The sequence below is a fragment of the Paenibacillus sp. P36 genome, assembly GCF_045866505.1.
Lineage (GTDB): Bacteria > Bacillota > Bacilli > Paenibacillales > NBRC-103111 > Paenibacillus_E > Paenibacillus_E chondroitinus.
In genome coordinates this window covers 5780536-5797305 of the sequence record NZ_AP038372.1, presented here as the reverse complement: position 1 = coordinate 5797305, position 16770 = coordinate 5780536, and the positions used below count along the sequence as shown (strand labels likewise).

The following is a 16770-nucleotide window of genomic DNA, read 5'->3' as shown; positions in this document are numbered from 1 at the left end:
ACTAGTAACATTACTTGTGGGGAGGTTGTATGGATCTTGCATAAATATTTGCTTCGGCTCCTGGGGTTTAGTCTAATCCTTGGCGCGCTTCCTACCGTGTTTATCGGCATAGCTTCCTACTATTTAGCTACTAAGGATGTTGAAGCGAAAGTCAATGAAGCGAATATGCAATTGCTTCTGCAAACACAATTGCGTGTGGAGCAGACTGTCAAATCGCTTGAAGTGACCACCTTGCAATTTATTAACTCCGCGCTTGTCAAACAAGTGATGAATGAGTCTCTGACGGGTGAAGATTTTGTCCGGGTGCGTGAAGTGATGACGGGTCTGTATAATTTACAATCGAAAGCAGTCATTACGGAAGCTTATCTCGTGAATTTTGAGAAGGGCTGGGCCGTAACCTTAGATAATTTGAAGCAGATAGATCAACTGGAGAATAAAAATGAACTGCTGCTGTATGCCAAGCAGCCTGAGAGTTTATTTTGGAATACGCATTTGTTGAATGAGATCCATACCACTAGCGGTGAAGATCAAGGTGAAGGACGATCCGGCGGCTCTACAAATATGCTTAGTCTCGTTTATAAAATTCCCATTGTTCCCAAAACGAACACGCCAAAAGGAATGTTGGTGGTACAAGTTTCAGCGGATGAGATTCGTGGTGGACTAGCCTCAAACAACCAGTTGGGAATGAATTACGTGCTTGATCAAAAGGGGAACGCTTTTTTATCCAATCCTGAGGATCAAGACGCTTATCGTGAAATTAACCGGACGATTACGGATAAAATTAGCGTTACCACGGACAAAAGTGGCTTTTTTAAGGCGAAAATCGGGAATAAGCAGGTTGGGGTTACCTTTCTGACATCGGGGTATAACGCTTGGACCTTCGTATCGGTTGTTTCCATCTCTGATATGACGAAGGCCAGCAAAAAGATTGGCTTACTGACGGCAGCAGCCTGCGCATTAATTCTGCTGATTGTTCTGGCCTTTGCCTTTTACGGAAGCAAACGGATGTATTCTCCAATCCGCAATCTACTAGAGGTGACAAGCTCATACGAGTTGGAACCGTCAGTGATTTGCCAGACAGGCCGAAGAGATGAATTGGCTTACATACAAGAAAAGTTCCAGTCGCTAGCGGTATCGCGAGGTCGATTGGAGAAGCAGATGCAGGGGCAGTCGGTGCATTTGAAGGAGTTTTTCGTGCTCAAGCTGTTCACAGGTCAAATATCTGATGAGGATTTCAAGCATCGCTCGCAAATGTACGGTTTTCCTACGGAGTGGAGTTCTCTCGGTGTATTGACCTTGCAAGTCGATCAGCTGCAGGAAACACGCTATCAAGAGCAAGATCGCGAGCTGCTGTTGTTCGCTATTAACAATATCGTTGGCGAGCTGCTGCCCGTCCACAGCCGGTTCAGTCCGATCCTGATGGGCGATTCGCAGGTCACCTTGCTGGCACTGGATACCGTAGACCCACAGGAGCTGAAGCATCTGTTCTACCAAACAGCGGAGCTTATTAAGTCAAATCTGGACAAATATCTTCAGCTCCAGGTCAGTATTGGCATCAGCAAGCCATACAATAAGCTGTCTGAAACCGTTAAAGCCTACGGCGAAAGTCTTGCAGCCTTGAAATGCCGCATAAGTTTAGGGCCAGATATCATCGTTCATTTTGAAGATATTGAAAGCAGCGAGCGAGCAGAGTCAGCGGTATATTCGCATCTGAAGCTTATGGAAGATCAGCTGCTGCAAGCGCTCAAAGATGTACGGCTCGATCAAGCGATGGAAGTATTTCAAACCTATTTATCCACGCTGCTGAACAAGGATGGCTTTCTTCACGAACATCACATTCTTCTCTTGCAGCTGATGTCACGTATATTGACTGTCGTTCAGGATCAAGGTATTTCGGTTAAAAAAGTGCTGGAAGGTGACTCTGCTGTGGAACGTTTGCTAAAGCTCCAAACGAGAGAGGAAATCGCAATTTGGTTTCAAACGAGGTTGTTTGCGCCTATTATCGTTATTTTATCGGAGAAGGCAGATTCACAGTATTTGAACATTGCTGACCGTTTGGTTCGGATCATTCATGATCAGTACGATCAAGACATAACGCTGGAGTCCTGCGCAGCGCTGCTTAACTTCCATCCCGTGTATTTAAGCCGTGTTTTCAAAAGAGAAATGGGGATTCCATTTAGCGATTATTTATCGGACTACCGGATGAACATGGCCAAAGTGATGCTGGAGACGACCACGTTGAAAATTTCTGAAATCGGCGAGAAGCTGCAGTATAAAAATATCAGCGCCTTCATTCGCAATTTCCGCAAAACGTTCGGTACGACACCGGGCAGCTACCGGGAGTTGTTTGAAAGCAATAAATAAGATGAGCTGTTTCCATGCGTGATCACGATCACCCAAGGAAATAGCTCTTTTTTTAGTTTTCTGTGGCATACACCGGGTTATGCAAGAGGTATGGCTGCAGCGGATGAAGATGGAAAGAGGGGCTTTTCTCAGACGGAGTGCACAAGTTGTCTGCTAGGTATATCTATCCACGTGCCCATGGTCAATAATCAGGGCATAACGGTTTCGAGCTGGAAGGAGAAGAGAGCATGAAGGAGACGGCGATAGAAACAACTGCACCTGCAGTCCCTGGGCAAAAGCTTCGAAAAAGTGAATGGGTTAGAGACGTAATCAGAGATAAATGGCTCTATTATATGCTGTTGCCCGGTGTTGCTTACTTTTTAATATTTAAGTATGTACCTATGTACGGCATCATTATGGCTTTTCAGGATTACAAGCCGCATTTAGGCTATGCGCATAGCCCATGGGTTGGGCTGAAGCATTTTCAGCGCTTCTTTAGCGAACCTCAGTTTTGGATGCTTTTTCGAAATACGGTGTTATTAGCGATTTACAATTTAGTGTTTTTCTTCCCATTACCCATTGTGTTGGCTTTGATGTTGAACGAGGTTAGAAAAGAACGGTTCAAACGCTTCGTGCAAACGTTGGTATACATTCCGCACTTTGTGTCATGGGTCGTTGTCGTGGGCATTTTTTACATGCTGCTTACGACTGAAAACGGGATATTGAATGAACTCTTATATCACTTGACGGGTAAAAAAATTGCCTTCCTGATGGAACCGGAGTGGTTTAGAACGATGATCGTTTCTCAGTCCATTTGGAAAGAAGTCGGTTGGGGCACGATTATTTTCCTGGCGGCGCTATCGGGCGTTGATATCCAGCTATATGAAGCTGCAAGAATGGATGGCGCAGGACGTTGGCGTCAACTCTGGCATATCACACTGCCAGCTATCTCCAGTACAATCGTTATTTTGCTTATTTTAAGATTAGGCAACTTCTTGGACGCTGGTTTTGAGCACATCTTCCTTATGTTAGCGCCTACGAATCGGGAAGTCGGAGAAGTTTTCGACACTTATGTGTATATGAAGGGGCTGAGTCAAGGCCAGTATAGCTATAGTGCGGCTGTAGGTCTGTTCAAATCATTGGTCGGGCTTATCCTTGTACTAGGCTCCAATTGGATGGCCAAAAAATTCGGTCAAGAGGGCGTTTATTGACGCATCTGGAGAGGGAGGCTGCACGATATGCAGTACGATAAAACGCTTGGGAATCGCATTTTTAGCTTCGTAAATACCAGCTTGCTGCTCATTATCGCCATAATTTGCGTACTGCCATTTGTTTACGTCTTGGCGGTATCCTTCACAAGCCCAACAGAGGTTGCTAAGGGCGGGTTGATTTTATTTCCAAAAGAATGGTCTCTATCTGCTTACAAGTACATTTTTTCCACGGATACTTTGCTTCGCAGCCTCGGAGTTTCGATCTATATTACGGTAGTGGGCACGATAATCAATCTTGTTTTTACCGCTTTAATGGCCTATCCACTGGCTAAAAACAAGCTAAGAGGACGTCAAACGATCCTCCTTGCGGTGCTATTTACGATGCTGTTCAGCGGGGGCATGATTCCCACCTATTTCGTCGTCAAAGGCCTGCACCTTACGAATACGTTATGGTCTTTGATGATTCCTAGCGCCATAAGCGCCTTTAACCTGATTGTGCTCAAAAACTTTTTTCAGCAAATTCCCGATGGGCTGGAGGATTCGGCCAAAATTGACGGCTGTAACGATGTCGGTGTGTTATTTCGCATCGTGCTTCCACTTTCAATGCCGGCTATGGCAACGTTCGCTCTCTTTTATTCCGTGACGCATTGGAACCAATTTTTTAACGCTATTCTGTATATCAATGATAACGGTAAATGGCCGATTCAAGTGTTATTGCGAGAAATTATCATGTTGGCTCAAAGCCGGATTGGCGATGCAGGGTTTGATGAAGCTGAGATTCAACCGCTGACTATTCGAATGGCTGTTATCGTGTTTGCCACGCTTCCCATTTTGTTGGTGTATCCATTCCTGCAAAAGCATTTTACGAAAGGCGTCTTGCTTGGCTCTGTCAAAGGGTAGGCGATCAGCTATTTACGCTCTGCCCGTTTCTTTTTAAGGAGATAGGCGGAGATTAAAAATAGAGTATAATAAGGGATAACGAAAGGGGAAAGCTCGATGAAAAGAAATCAAGTGGCTCTGATGTTGGGAACGGTATTCATGTTATCTGCGGTGCTGACTGCGTGCGGCGCTGAGTCCGGCTCCGATGCAGGCAAGAACGGGGCGCAAAGCACGACGGCAGCGGAGGATAAGACACCGTTTCCACTCACGTTGGTTGTGAATCAAGTTGGCGAAGTCCCGGCGAAAGACAATGACATTGAGAAGGCGATCAAAGCCTACACGAATACAAATTTACAAATCCAATGGATTCCGGCATCTGCCTACGATGAGAAAGTCAATGTCATGATCGCTTCCGGCGAGCTGCCTAAACTGATTAAACTGAATTATAGCAATCCAAGCATGATCAGTTCCTTGAAGTCAGATCTGTTCTGGGAGGTCGGTCCGTATCTCAAGGATTACAAAAACCTTCAGGCACAGAACAAGCTGTTTTATGACAATATCGCCGTCGATGGCAAAATATATGGTGTTCCACTGTATCGCGATTTAGGACGCGCCGTGATCCATTATCGGAAGGATTGGTTTGATGCGCTGAACCTTCAGTCTCCGAAAACCCTGGACGATTGGTACAATGTTATTAAAGCGCTTACGCTCAATGACCCGGATAAAAATGGGAAAAACGACACCTACGGCTTGATGCTCGAGAAAAAGTACAACCAGGATGTCAGTTCAACCTTGACACGCATATCGGTTTCGCAAGGCGGGCCGTCCAAGTGGATGGTGGAGAAAGGTGTGTTTACACCGGAGTTTGTGACTCAGCCTTTCTTTGACACGATGAAATTATTTAAACGCTTATACGATGAAAAGCTGATCAATCAAGATTTCCCTGTCGTTGACACGACGGAAGTGGACAAAGCGTACGAGTCCGGACGCGCAGGTATTCGAATATCCGGTGGCAATGCGCAAAGCTGGCAGGATAAAATCGTGAAGGTCGTTCCGAGCGCCGTCATTGATGCAGCTGCTGTGGAAGGACCGAGTGGCCGCCGAGTGCCAGGAGAAAGCGGTAATGCCGGCTTCTTGGCGATCCCCAAATCTTCTGTGAAAACAGAAGCGGAATTCAAGAAGGTGCTCGCTTTCGTTGATAAGCTGCTGGATCCGCAAATGGCGAATCTCATCGTGAAAGGTGTTGAAGACAAGCACTATGCGGATAAAGGCGAGTTCACAGAACCGCTTGATCGCGACGCGGATTTGAAAGAAGTGAAGCCATATCGGGATACTTTGCCGCAGCGCGGAGAGAGCTATAATGTTGCAAAAGCCATGATACAGCCGGATCTGTTCCGCAAAAGCCAGAAGATCGGCCAGACGAATGAACAGTTTATCGTGCCGAATCCGGCGCTGACACTGAATTCGGCAACGTTTTCGGAGCGTGGCAAGGAATTGGAGCAGATGATCACGGACGCTGAAACCAAATTCATCATGGGCAAGATTGATGAAGCAGGGTGGAAAGCGGAAATCGAGAAGTGGAAAACGGCGGGCGGCAGCAAAATGATTCAAGAGTATCAAGAATCGTATGCTCAGAGCCAGAAGAAATAGGGTTTTGTTCCGCCAATTTCGGCGGAACAGATGAACTCTGGCGGTTGCATAGGAACTAGGGGCCGCTATTATTCGCTGAACGGGCCAGTTGGTGGTTGCAGGGGAACTATGGTCCGCTATTTCGGCGTATGATGCCCAAATGGATCATGCTGCGGGCATATAAGACCCTGTAGTTCCGCTCATCGTGGAAATTGCTCGATTTCTCTGAAATAGAGGACTCCAGTTCCCTTATGATCTGCCTTAGCGGAATTCTCTGCTAGTCTCTTTTTGTTTGGAGTGGTGGAAGGTTGTAAGATGGTGAGTACAGTGGTCGGATTGTGGAAGGTAGGTAAAGTAGCATGATATGCAGAGGCTATTTGTTGTGCAAGAGCTTTTGCACAGTTTAGAGGGAACTATAGGGCGCTATTTCCCAGAAAACGCATGTTTTCTGGTTTAATGGGAACTATGGTCCGCTATTTCGGCGTATAATGCCCAAATGGATCATGCTGCGGGCATATAAGACCCTGTAGTTCCGCTCGCAACCTGGAATCAGCCAGTTTCGCTGAAATAGTGCCCTGTAGTTCCCCTATGCCTTCGGTTAACAGCACGCCTACAGCAACAAAAAAAAGGCAGTTCCCAAAAGTAGAAGTTTCTACTCGGGAACTGCCTTTTCTTACAAGCTAACGACTACATGCGTTTTGCCCGTTCCAGGCGTAAGCACGATGCCGTTAGCGGAATCGATCCACTCAGCCCCGTCTACGCCGGCGACTTCATGAATGCCTCGCAGCACGATCGTATACGGCTTCGTTGCCCCTTGCATGAAGAAGCTTACTTCTTCATCACGGCGAACAGCCTTCACAGTCACTTCCAGCTCGCCTTGCAAGCTGTACAAATTCGCTGCAGCGCTGGCGCCATCCTGCAGTTCAAACAAATGCAGGGATACGCCATCCGCGTAGTCGTAGTCGGGCTTCTGATCGTTCGCTCCGATTGCGACTAACGAATTCGGCTTAACCAACAATGGCAGCGTCATGTAACCATGGGTTTCTTCGTGCCATTTCCCGCCTTCAACGACTTGCCCGCTAAAGAAGTCGGTCCAGCGTCCTTCCGGCACGTAATACATCACTTGCCCGCGATCATTAAAGATTGGTGCCACGAGCAGATTGTCACCTAACATGTACTGCGTATCCAAATGATGGGTGGAAGGGTCCGCAGCATAATCGAGCACCATGGCGCGCATCATCGGAATCCCCATCTCGGTCGATTGGATGGCACTTTCAAAGAGATAAGGCATCAACGTGCTTTTGAGCTTTGTAAAATGCCGGAGAACATCAACGGCTTCTTCATCAAACAGCCACGGAACGCGGTAAGATTCGTTGCCGTGCAGTCGGCTGTGGGAAGACAGCAGGCCGAAGGCGACCCAGCGCTTATAAATATCAGGCGGCGCTGTTTTCTCAAAGCCGCTGATGTCGTGGCTCCAGAAGCCAAAGCCGGATAAGCCGAGCGATAGGCCTCCGCGCAGCGACTCCGCCATGGAGTCGTAATTGGCTGAGCAATCACCGCCCCAGTGCACAGGGAATTGCTGGCCGCCTGCTGTGGCTGAGCGGGCAAAAAGCATCGCTTCATTTTTGCCAAGCTTTTCTTCCAGCACTTCAAAGACAGCCTTGTTGTACAGGAAGGTGTAATAGTTATGCATTTTCAGCGGATCAGATCCGTCATGGTACTTAACATTCGTAGGGATGCGCTCGCCAAAGTCCGTTTTGAAACAGTCCACACCCATATCAATCAGCCGTCTCAAATGCCCCTTGTACCACTCCGTTGCTGCCGGGTTCGTGAAATCGACCAGCCCCATGCCAGCCTGCCAGAGATCCCACTGCCACACATCATCTTCCAACGTTTTGACCAAATAGCCATTCTCCATGCCTTCTTTGAACAGCGGAGATTTCTGGCCGATATATGAGTTGATCCATACACAAATTTTGAGGCCTTTGTCCTTCAGCCGTTTCAGCATGCCTACCGGATCCGGGAACATGTCGGCATCCCACTCGAAGTTGGTCCATTGATATTCTTTCATCCAGAAGCAGTCAAAATGGAAAACATGCAGCGGAAGATCGCGTTCGATCATCCCGTCAATGAAGCTGTTCACGGTGGCTTCGTCGTAATTCGTTGTGAAGGACGTGGTTAACCACAAACCGAACGACCAAGCTGGCGGCAGGGCGGGTTTTCCAGTCAACTTCGTGTAATTGTTCAGAACGTCTTTTAACGTTTGGCCGCCGACGATGAAATACTCGATGTTTTCGCCAGGTACGCTGAATTGGACTTTGGAGACGACCTCGGAACCAACTTCGAACGAGACATGCTCAGGATGATTGACGAACACGCCGTACCCCTTACTCGATAGATAAAAAGGAACATTTTTGTACGCTTGCTCGCTGCTTGTGCCGCCATCTTCGTTCCAGATGTCAACCGCTTGCCCATTTTTCACGAAGGGGGTGAAGCGTTCCCCAAGGCCGTAAATGTGCTCACCGACGCCCAGGTCTAGTTGTTCGCGAAAGTAAACATCTTTGTTGTCTGTTGTGATATGTCCCGCACCTTTGCTATTGGAGCCGGTCAAACGTTTCTCTTCGTAAAAGAACTCCGTTCCCCAAGTCTCTTGTTTATTTATTTTGACACTTAGATTGCCGGATTTAAGCGTCACCTGGTGGCCGCTTTCATCTATAGTGACAGGCGTCAACGGATTTTCGAATAATTCAAAAGCCGGTCCCTTTGTTTGTTTGCCTGCATGATGCGTCCAACGTACCCGGATGACATCAGGGATTGGCGAGCTAATTTCACAAGTCAGCAGCGCGCCGTTTAAGGTATCACCCTTTCGCTGAATCCTTCGCGCAGCGGCATAAACCGTAAGACTGCTGCCGTTTTGTTCCACTTCGCGGACATCGACAGGGTTCAAAACTGTGTATCCTTCTTTTGCCATCCAATAGCCATTCGAAAATTTCATTGCCATCAGCCCTTCGTTGTAATTTAATATAAGTATATTGATTTATAAATCGCTTTCCTTTCTTTATATTGCTGGAATGTATCAGTATTTTGACATAGGACTTGATTTTGTGAAGGAGGAACGAAAGCTATGCAGCAGGCGCATTTAAAAGAAGACCGCGTTCACGGTGACCCGCTATATCCCATTCGTGTATATGAAATTTGCTGTCAGCCAGGGGAAGAACTGTTGGATCTTCATTGGCATGATGAGTTGGAATTTCTAATGCTGACGAAAGGAAAAGCCACTTTTCGCGTTTCTATGGATGATTATGAACTGGAGGCGGGTGAAGCGATTTTCGTGAATGGCGGTCAGCTTCACTCGGGTTATATCACCTCAGAAGAAGAGTGCTGCTTCACAGCCGTGGTGTTTCACCCCGATATTGTAGGAAACGGGCGGTTTGATCTTGTGGGCGAGAAATATATCACACCGCTTATCCAACAGAAATATGTCATTCCTGCCCATATCTCACGTCAAACAGCAAGCGAAGTAGAGCTGCTAGAACTGCTGCTGCAAGTGTTCGATTTGAACATTAATGAATTACCGTTATATGAATTGACGACAAAAGGATTGCTGCAATTAATTATTTCGAAGCTGATGATGTTGGGAGGGCCATCTTATCGCGAGCTTCCCCCTGCGGTGAGCCCGACGCATATTGACCGGTTAAAACTCATTATCGAATATATTCAAATGAATTACAGCGGGCCCATTCGCTTGGAGGAGTTAGCAGCGCTCGTTTCCTTCAGCGAGTCTTATTTCTGCCGATATTTTAAAAATTTTACCGGAAAAAGCCCGCTGGAGTACTTAAATCAGGTACGGTCACAGCGAGCGGCGTACCTATTAAAGGATACGGATAAGAAGATTACGGAAATTTCGCTGGATGTGGGATTTAATACGCTAAGTTATTTTATTGGTGTGTTCAAAGCGCATTTTGGTTGCACGCCATCCGAATATCGCAGAAAAGCCCATGCCTAAGGAATGGAAACAGAATCAGGGGTGAAGTCATGTGTTTGCTAAGCTAAGAGATTATATGAAGTCATGGATGTACGATTATTTGACTTTAAAAAAGCGGATATTTATCATCTTTCTCTGCAGTACGCTGATACCGTTTATTTGTATCGTTCTTATTTCTTATTACACGATTTACTCGATCCTGACGAATAAAATTCAGAACGGGATACAGAGCAATCTGAAGCAAGTCGAACTCTCCTTGGAAAGCACGATCAGCAATTTAAATCACGTTTCTCAGCAGCTTGCTTTTGCAGGGAGCGTAGGAAAAAAGCTGGATCAGATGTTATCGCTTCCGCCTAGCCAGACCTATGAACGATCACAAATGATCAGCAATTTAAGAGATGAATTAAGTTTAGTTACCTTTACGAATCCCAATATCGGTCTAACCTTGTATTATTTTCAAAAGGACAATACCTATGATCTCGAAAATGTAGGGGTCAAAGATAATTTCTCTCCTGAAAAGCTGCCGTTACTGGCGGAATATTCAGGAATTTCGTATTATGGCCCTCATATCAGCAACAATCGGTTCGATAACAACTTTGTTTTTTCGGCAATGAGGAAGGTGGATTTGCCCATGCGCGATGACGTGTATGTCTACATTGAATCTGGGTTCCATCTGACGCAAAACATTCTGAACAATGATCAATTTGGCGGCGGGAATTATCATATTTTTCTCGACAATAATGGTCGAATCGCCTATACGGAGCTGCCCAATTCGTTCGTGAAAGATACGATATTTCCGAATTTCTCCAGTGAGAGTACGCACGGCAAGCAGAATGAATTTATTTGGTTTCGGCAGGCCAGCAATCAAGGGTGGAGTATCGTATCCGTCATTCCGAAAGCTGATTACAATAAGGAAATGAATCGGTGGTTTCTGCAAATTTTAATGTTTGCGCTTATTTTTCTAGGGATTAGCCTGCTGATGGCATGGCTTTTATGGAAAATGGTCTATGTTCCTTTGAATGGATTTAATCGAGAAATCAAGCTGATGGCTCAAAATCGCGCGCAAACGCTTAACGTAAAAACGAAAATACCGGAGTTTGACTTCCTTTTGAACCAATTTAGACAGATGAGGGAGCAGATTTGGGAGTTGTTCGCCGAGGTTGAGCATAAGGAGAAGCGGCGGGTGGATCTTGAAGTTGAGAAGCTGCTGTATCAAATAAACCCTCATTTTCTGATGAATACGCTCGATACGGTGCACTGGTTAGCCCTTATGAATGGTCAAAATGAGATCGATCGTCTTGTTTCTTCCCTTAATAAGCTGCTGCATTACAATTTAGGCAAGCTGGGAACGGCTTCCACGATTAATGAAGAAATTGAGGCCTTGAAGCAATATTTGACGCTGCAGCAAATTCGTTATGATTTTAAGTTTGATGTTCAAATGCATGTTGATGAAGACGTTTGGAGCATGCCGGTGCCACGGTTTATCCTTCAACCGCTGGTGGAAAACTCTCTTTATCATGGGCTCAGCGACGATGGGTATATCCGGGTAGATGTGAATTTAACGAATGCCATTCTGATCTCTATTCAGGATAACGGTTCAGGGATGTCGGAAGAAACGATTCAAAACCTCCTGCATAACCCGGAAATCGAGAACAAAAAAGTCGGCATGGGAATTGGGCTGAATTATGTGAAGCGGATGCTCGAATCGCAGTATGGCGATAAGGCGGAGCTGCGTATACAGAGTGTAATCGGCAAAGGGACAACGATATTTGTAACGATACCTATTATGGAGGGGAACCGCCGTCATGATTAAAGTGATGATTGTCGATGACGATAAGTTGGTGCGAAAAGGGCTGATTTCTGCCATGCCTTGGAGCGAGTTTGATATGGAGGTTGTCGGAGAAGCAAGCAACGGCGAGAAGGCGTTGGAATTCATGGCTGACCATGCCGTCGATTTACTGCTCACGGATTTAGCGATGCCCGTCATGTCGGGGATTGAGCTCTTGAAGATTGTGCGCAAGCAATATCCGGCTATGTATACCGTTGTGCTCACTTTCCACCAGGATTTTGAGTATATCCAAGAGGCTCTGAGGCTTGGCGCTATTGATTATATTGCCAAGGTGCAGCTTGAAAAGGAGCGCTTTGAAGAAGTGTTAGGGAGAATTCATAAACGGATTCTGGAGGAACCAAAGCCTGCTCCACAAGCAACGGATGTCTTCTATGAAGGGGCTGTCTCACAAGACGAAAACGTTCTGGCAGTGGAAAAGGCTGTGCCGGATCTAGATCAAGTGAAGGAACAATGGTCGGGGCACGAATGGATTCATCAAGATACGTTATTCGTTGCTCAGGTCAAACAGTTGAAGCATTTGCGTTTGCCGCAAACCAAGCTAATCGGGCTTTTATATACGTTAACGGATAAATGGAATCTATTATTCCACCCTGTTCATATGGCGAAAATTGCGCTGCCGGACGCTTTTGAGAACTGGCCGGAGGTTGAAGCGTGGTTAACCGATACGCGTGACATGATCCGCAAGGCGATGGACAAACCGGCCTTCTCGCAAGAGGTCGTCGAATGCGTGATGAAAGCCGTTCACATCGTCAGTGAAGAAATGCAGGAGCAGATTACTGCGGCATTCATTGCGAAGCGGGTGAACATGAGCAGAAGCTACTTCAGCCAGTGTTTCAAGGAAATTATCGGCATTAATTTTAGTGAGTTTTTGCGCAATAACCGAATCGACAAGGCGAAGGAGTATTTGCTTTATACAAACAAGACGATTTTATGGATTGCTGAGCATGTAGGTTATATGGATGAGAAGTATTTTAGCCGCAGCTTCCGGGAGCAAACCGGATTATTGCCAAGCGAGTATCGGCTAAAGCATGCAGCAGGTAGAGAAATGTCCGAAAGTTAGGGGGTCAAATGCCGAAAATGCCGATGATTGGATGCAAATGCCAGCAAAATCTCGGTCAATTACCCATCTAAGGTGTAACCGTTTTCCCTCCTTGCAGGGGCATAATTCGTGTTATTTTTATCGTGTAGACAAATTATATAAACGAAAGAAGGGGATTTATATGAGCAAGCCTAAAAAAAGCATGCTGCTTTTACTCGCAGGAATGCTAGTTGTCTTATCTGCCTGTTCGGAAGCGAATACGGCTAAGGAATCACCGAAAGCTTCAACAGCAGCTACACAAACTGCGGGTGCACAAACAGCAGCGGCAGGCCCTTTCGCCAAATCAGAGAAACCGATTACGATTAAAATCGGGAAAGATGTTGACGCTGCGGACAAAAGCTTGCCTGCCGGAGATTCGCCGGAAAGCAACCAGTATACCCGCTATATTAAAGACAATTTGAATATTGATACCAAAATTGTTTGGCAAGCGGCAAGCGGGAAAGATTACGATCAAAAAGTTAACTTATCTATTGCCAGCAATGATTTGCCTGACGCTCTTGTTGTGAAAGACACGCAGTTCAGACAAATGGTGAAAAGCGGTCAGCTCGCAGATCTGACAGAGGTTTATAACAAATATGCCTCACCGGCGCTCAAAAGCATCATCGATAGTACAAAAGGTCTTGCGCTTAAATCAGTTACCGTAGATGGAAAAATGTATGCCCTTCCGAACGTCACAACGGAATCTGACATGGTTCATATGATGTGGATTCGCAAGGATTGGCTGGATAAGTTAGGTCTGCAACCACCTAAAACAATGGATGAACTGGAGAAAGTAGCCAAAGCCTTTGTCGAGCAAGATCCAGACGGAAACGGCAAAGCGGATACGATCGGGATTTCAGGGCCACAATTGGGCGGCTTGCTGAATGCAGATTTTATCAATCCTAACAATAATAACTATGGTTTCGATCCGATTTTCGCTTCCTACCATTCTTATCCAGGATTTTGGCTAAAAGGCGCTGACGGTAAAACAACGTACGGTTCCCTTCAGCCAGAAACGAAGCAAGCGCTCTCTAAGCTGCGTGATCTATATTCCAAAGGCTTGATCGACAAGGAAATGACCATTCGTAAGGATGCGCAAGAGTTGATCAAAAATGGAACTTCCGGTATTTACTTCGGTCTATGGTGGGCTGGCGGATATGGTCCATTAGCAGATGCCATCAAAAATAACCCAAAAGCGAACTGGCAGGCTTATGCGGCGCCTCTGGATGTAAATGGCGAATTTACGCCACACATGGGGAACCCGACGAATCAGTATCTCGTTGTTCGGAAAGGGTATGAGCACCCAGAAGCTGCTATTCAAATGGAAAACTTGTTGCTGCGTGACGAATCCAAATTCGATGTGAAAGTAGCCATTGGCAACTATCCATTACGTATCGTATATGCTCCAATGGATGAGATGGACGTTACGTACAAAATGATGAAAGAAGTGCTTGCCGGTACCAAAAAACCGGAGGATTTGGATCTCCCAGGATACAAATTGCTGAAATCCGATGCGGAAAAAGTGAAAAAAGTGAAGCTGGAGCCTTACGATAAATACGATATTCAGTATTGGGATCCGAATGCGGATTTAGGTACATGGAAACGGATGTATTCAACACTTGTAGGGATCTCCGCGCTCCAGCTGCCGTATAAGAAAACCTATAGCGTAACGTACTCCCAGACGAAAACGATGGAAAGCCGATGGGCTGCGCTGGATAAATTGGAAAAAGAAACGTTCCTCAAAATTATTATGGGCGCTGCGCCGTTAGAATCCTTCGACAAGTTCGTCGAGGACTGGAAAAAGCAAGGCGGAGATCAGATTATTAGTGAAATTGAAGCGAACTTGAAATAGTCGCAAGGGCACACCAGGCGCCAGACTACTCTGGCGCCTTTCCCTTAACAACAAAGAATGGAAGTGATTGATAGGATGGTTACGAAGGGTTTTGCCAAACATTACTATCTCATGCTTCTTCCTGGCTTTATATGGTTGACGCTGTTTAGTATCGTGCCTATGTTCGGCATTGTCATTGCTTTTCAGGATTTTAATCCAGGTTTAGGCATTTTTCATTCCGAGTGGGTCGGGCTGGAAAATTTCAAGTACATGTTTTCGTTGAATGACAGTAAAACGGTGTTTTTCAATACCTTGTTCATTGCTGTTATGAAAATTATTGCGAATATGATTGTTCCACTGGTCTTCGCGTTATTGTTGAATGAATTGCGCATCGCGGTGTTGAAGAAATGGGTTCAGACGATTGTCTATTTACCGCACTTTTTATCTTGGGTTATTCTTTCCGGTATTTTGCTTGATATCTTGTCCTATAAAGGACCTGTTAACGGGTTGTTGGGGTTCTTCGGCATCAGTCCTACGCTGTTTTTCGGCAAGGCGGAGTTGTTTCCTTTCATCATCGTTGGAAGTGATGTTTGGAAGGAATTCGGTTTTAACACCATTATCTTTTTGGCGGCTTTAACGGGGATTAACCCGGCGCTGTACGAAGCGGCTGCGATTGACGGCGCCACGCGCTGGCAGCGATTGCTTCACGTCACGCTTCCCGGCATGATGACAACGGTCATTTTACTTTCGGTGCTTAGCTTAGGGAATGTCTTAAATGCTGGTTTTGACCAAATTTTTAATTTGTACAATCCACTTGTGTATTCAAGCGGAGATATTATTGACACTTGGGTCTATCGGACAGGTCTATTGAATCTGCAGTATGGATTGGCTACGGCAATGGGGCTTTTGAAATCCATCATTAGTTTTGCGTTAATTACGACTTCCTATGTGCTAGCCGCTAAGTTTGCAAATTATCGTATTTTTTAATATAAAGGAGCAGGATTATGGTTAGAGAAACAACAATAGGCTCCAGAGTGTTCGATCTTTTCCTTATCGTGCTGCTGGTTGGCATCGCTCTTTTGTGTGTGCTTCCTCTCTGGTACACGCTGGCTGTTTCGTTAAGCGACAATGCGGCAGCGTCCTCGGGGCAGGTCAGTTTCTGGCCGGTGGGATTTAACTTGAATTCCTATCATGAAATTATGGGCGACAGCAAATTCTTCAATTCCTTTTGGATCTCGATTCAGCGTGTTGTTCTGGGATCGACCCTGAACTTTGTTATTATTGTGTTGATGGGGTATCCTTTATCCAAAAATACCAAAGATTTGCCGTTTCGCAATGTCTTGATGTGGATTTTGGTATTCACGATGTTATTTAACGGCGGCTTGATTCCTTGGTATCAAACGGTTAAATCACTTGGTTTGATTAATAATATCTGGGCGTTAGTCCTTGGGAACAGCGTTCCGATCTTCAGTGTTATTCTGGTCATTAACTATTTCCGGAATTTGCCGAAGGAACTGGAGGAAGCGGCACTCGTCGACGGTGCAGGTCCTTGGTATATGCTTGTAAAAATATTCATCCCGCTGGCTGTGCCTGTACTCGCGACTGTGACTTTGTTCAGTATCGTTTATCACTGGAATGAGTTCTTTAACGGTCTGGTGTTGATGTCGAATGCCGATCATTATCCGCTGCAGACCTACATTCAACAGCTGGTGGTCATTGTGGATGCCAATACGATGACTGCGGAGCAGATTCAGAAGATGAGCGAGCTTTCCAACCAGACGTTGAATGCGGCGAAAATCTTTATTGCGATGATCCCGGTGCTTGTCATCTACCCGTTCTTGCAGCGCTTTTTCATCCATGGGATTACGCTTGGTTCTGTGAAAGAGTAATAAGAAATTTTAAAACGGCTGACTCTGTGCAACCAGAGCAGCCGTTTTTCTGTTATACGACGCTTGAACGATTGGA

11 protein-coding genes are annotated in these 16770 nt (G+C 45.9%); 10 read left to right on the top strand and 1 reads right to left on the bottom strand.

Annotation, left to right across the window (positions count from 1 at the left end; all coding sequences use genetic code 11):
• The first annotated feature begins 36 nt into the window (after positions 1–36).
• The 4 genes from ACKTT9_RS26155 to ACKTT9_RS26140 all read left to right on the top strand — a co-directional run bounded on the left by ACKTT9_RS26155 (position 37) and on the right by ACKTT9_RS26140 (position 6083).
• Positions 37–2364 carry a helix-turn-helix domain-containing protein gene (locus tag ACKTT9_RS26155; RefSeq protein ID WP_407868194.1) on the top strand — a complete coding sequence of 776 codons (2328 nt, stop codon included), beginning with the start codon at positions 37–39 and terminating at the stop codon, positions 2362–2364.
• 227 nt (positions 2365–2591) lie between these two features.
• Positions 2592–3554 carry an ABC transporter permease gene (locus ACKTT9_RS26150; RefSeq protein ID WP_407868193.1) on the top strand — a complete coding sequence of 321 codons (963 nt, stop codon included), beginning with the start codon at positions 2592–2594 and terminating at the stop codon, positions 3552–3554.
• Positions 3555–3581: 27 nt separating this feature from the next.
• Positions 3582–4454, top strand: coding sequence for a carbohydrate ABC transporter permease (locus ACKTT9_RS26145; RefSeq protein ID WP_407868192.1), 873 nt, complete (start codon positions 3582–3584; stop codon positions 4452–4454).
• Between the two features lie 96 nt (positions 4455–4550).
• Positions 4551–6083, top strand: a complete 1533-nt coding sequence (locus tag ACKTT9_RS26140; RefSeq protein WP_407868191.1) for an extracellular solute-binding protein — start codon at positions 4551–4553, stop codon at positions 6081–6083.
• 652 nt (positions 6084–6735) lie between these two features.
• On the opposite strand, the gene yicI is transcribed toward ACKTT9_RS26140, so the two are convergent.
• Positions 6736–9057: an alpha-xylosidase gene (yicI, locus tag ACKTT9_RS26135; protein WP_407868190.1), complete on the bottom strand. Its 2322-nt coding sequence runs from the start codon at positions 9055–9057 to the stop codon at positions 6736–6738.
• Between the two features lie 129 nt (positions 9058–9186).
• On the opposite strand from yicI, the gene ACKTT9_RS26130 reads away from it, so the two are divergent.
• The 6 genes from ACKTT9_RS26130 (at position 9187) to ACKTT9_RS26105 (ending at position 16694) form a co-directional block, all read left to right on the top strand.
• The gene (locus tag ACKTT9_RS26130) at positions 9187–10068 is read left to right on the top strand and encodes a helix-turn-helix domain-containing protein (protein ID WP_407868189.1); all 882 of its coding nucleotides are present in this window, start codon (positions 9187–9189) and stop codon (positions 10066–10068) included.
• Between the two features lie 55 nt (positions 10069–10123).
• Complete coding sequence (locus tag ACKTT9_RS26125; protein ID WP_407873115.1) at positions 10124–11860, top strand: sensor histidine kinase; 1737 nt, start codon at positions 10124–10126, stop codon at positions 11858–11860.
• On the top strand, positions 11853–12956 hold the full coding sequence (locus ACKTT9_RS26120) for a response regulator (protein ID WP_407868188.1): 1104 nt from the start codon (positions 11853–11855) through the stop codon (positions 12954–12956). The genes ACKTT9_RS26125 and ACKTT9_RS26120 overlap by 8 nt, the downstream gene beginning before the upstream one ends.
• 160 nt (positions 12957–13116) lie before the next feature.
• On the top strand, positions 13117–14826 hold the full coding sequence (locus tag ACKTT9_RS26115; protein ID WP_407868187.1) for an extracellular solute-binding protein: 1710 nt from the start codon (positions 13117–13119) through the stop codon (positions 14824–14826).
• Positions 14827–14901: 75 nt separating this feature from the next.
• On the top strand, positions 14902–15792 hold the full coding sequence (locus ACKTT9_RS26110; RefSeq protein ID WP_127450381.1) for a sugar ABC transporter permease: 891 nt from the start codon (positions 14902–14904) through the stop codon (positions 15790–15792).
• Positions 15793–15809: 17 nt separating this feature from the next.
• Positions 15810–16694: a carbohydrate ABC transporter permease gene (locus tag ACKTT9_RS26105; RefSeq protein WP_127450379.1), complete on the top strand. Its 885-nt coding sequence runs from the start codon at positions 15810–15812 to the stop codon at positions 16692–16694.
• The last annotated feature ends 76 nt before the right edge of the window (positions 16695–16770 follow it).

What these genes read in the sequence shown, in the direction of transcription:
- ACKTT9_RS26150 (WP_407868193.1), top strand. Translation starts at nt 2,592, where the DNA reads ATGAAGGAGACGGCGATAGAAACAACTGCACCTGCAGTCCCTGGGCAA.
- ACKTT9_RS26145 (WP_407868192.1), top strand. Translation starts at nt 3,582, where the DNA reads ATGCAGTACGATAAAACGCTTGGGAATCGCATTTTTAGCTTCGTAAAT.
- ACKTT9_RS26140 (WP_407868191.1), top strand. Translation starts at nt 4,551, where the DNA reads ATGAAAAGAAATCAAGTGGCTCTGATGTTGGGAACGGTATTCATGTTA.
- yicI (WP_407868190.1), bottom strand. Translation starts at nt 9,057, where the DNA reads ATGAAATTTTCGAATGGCTATTGGATGGCAAAAGAAGGATACACAGTT.
- ACKTT9_RS26130 (WP_407868189.1), top strand. Translation starts at nt 9,187, where the DNA reads ATGCAGCAGGCGCATTTAAAAGAAGACCGCGTTCACGGTGACCCGCTA.
- ACKTT9_RS26125 (WP_407873115.1), top strand. Translation starts at nt 10,124, where the DNA reads ATGAAGTCATGGATGTACGATTATTTGACTTTAAAAAAGCGGATATTT.
- ACKTT9_RS26120 (WP_407868188.1), top strand. Translation starts at nt 11,853, where the DNA reads ATGATTAAAGTGATGATTGTCGATGACGATAAGTTGGTGCGAAAAGGG.
- ACKTT9_RS26115 (WP_407868187.1), top strand. Translation starts at nt 13,117, where the DNA reads ATGAGCAAGCCTAAAAAAAGCATGCTGCTTTTACTCGCAGGAATGCTA.
- ACKTT9_RS26110 (WP_127450381.1), top strand. Translation starts at nt 14,902, where the DNA reads ATGGTTACGAAGGGTTTTGCCAAACATTACTATCTCATGCTTCTTCCT.
- ACKTT9_RS26105 (WP_127450379.1), top strand. Translation starts at nt 15,810, where the DNA reads ATGGTTAGAGAAACAACAATAGGCTCCAGAGTGTTCGATCTTTTCCTT.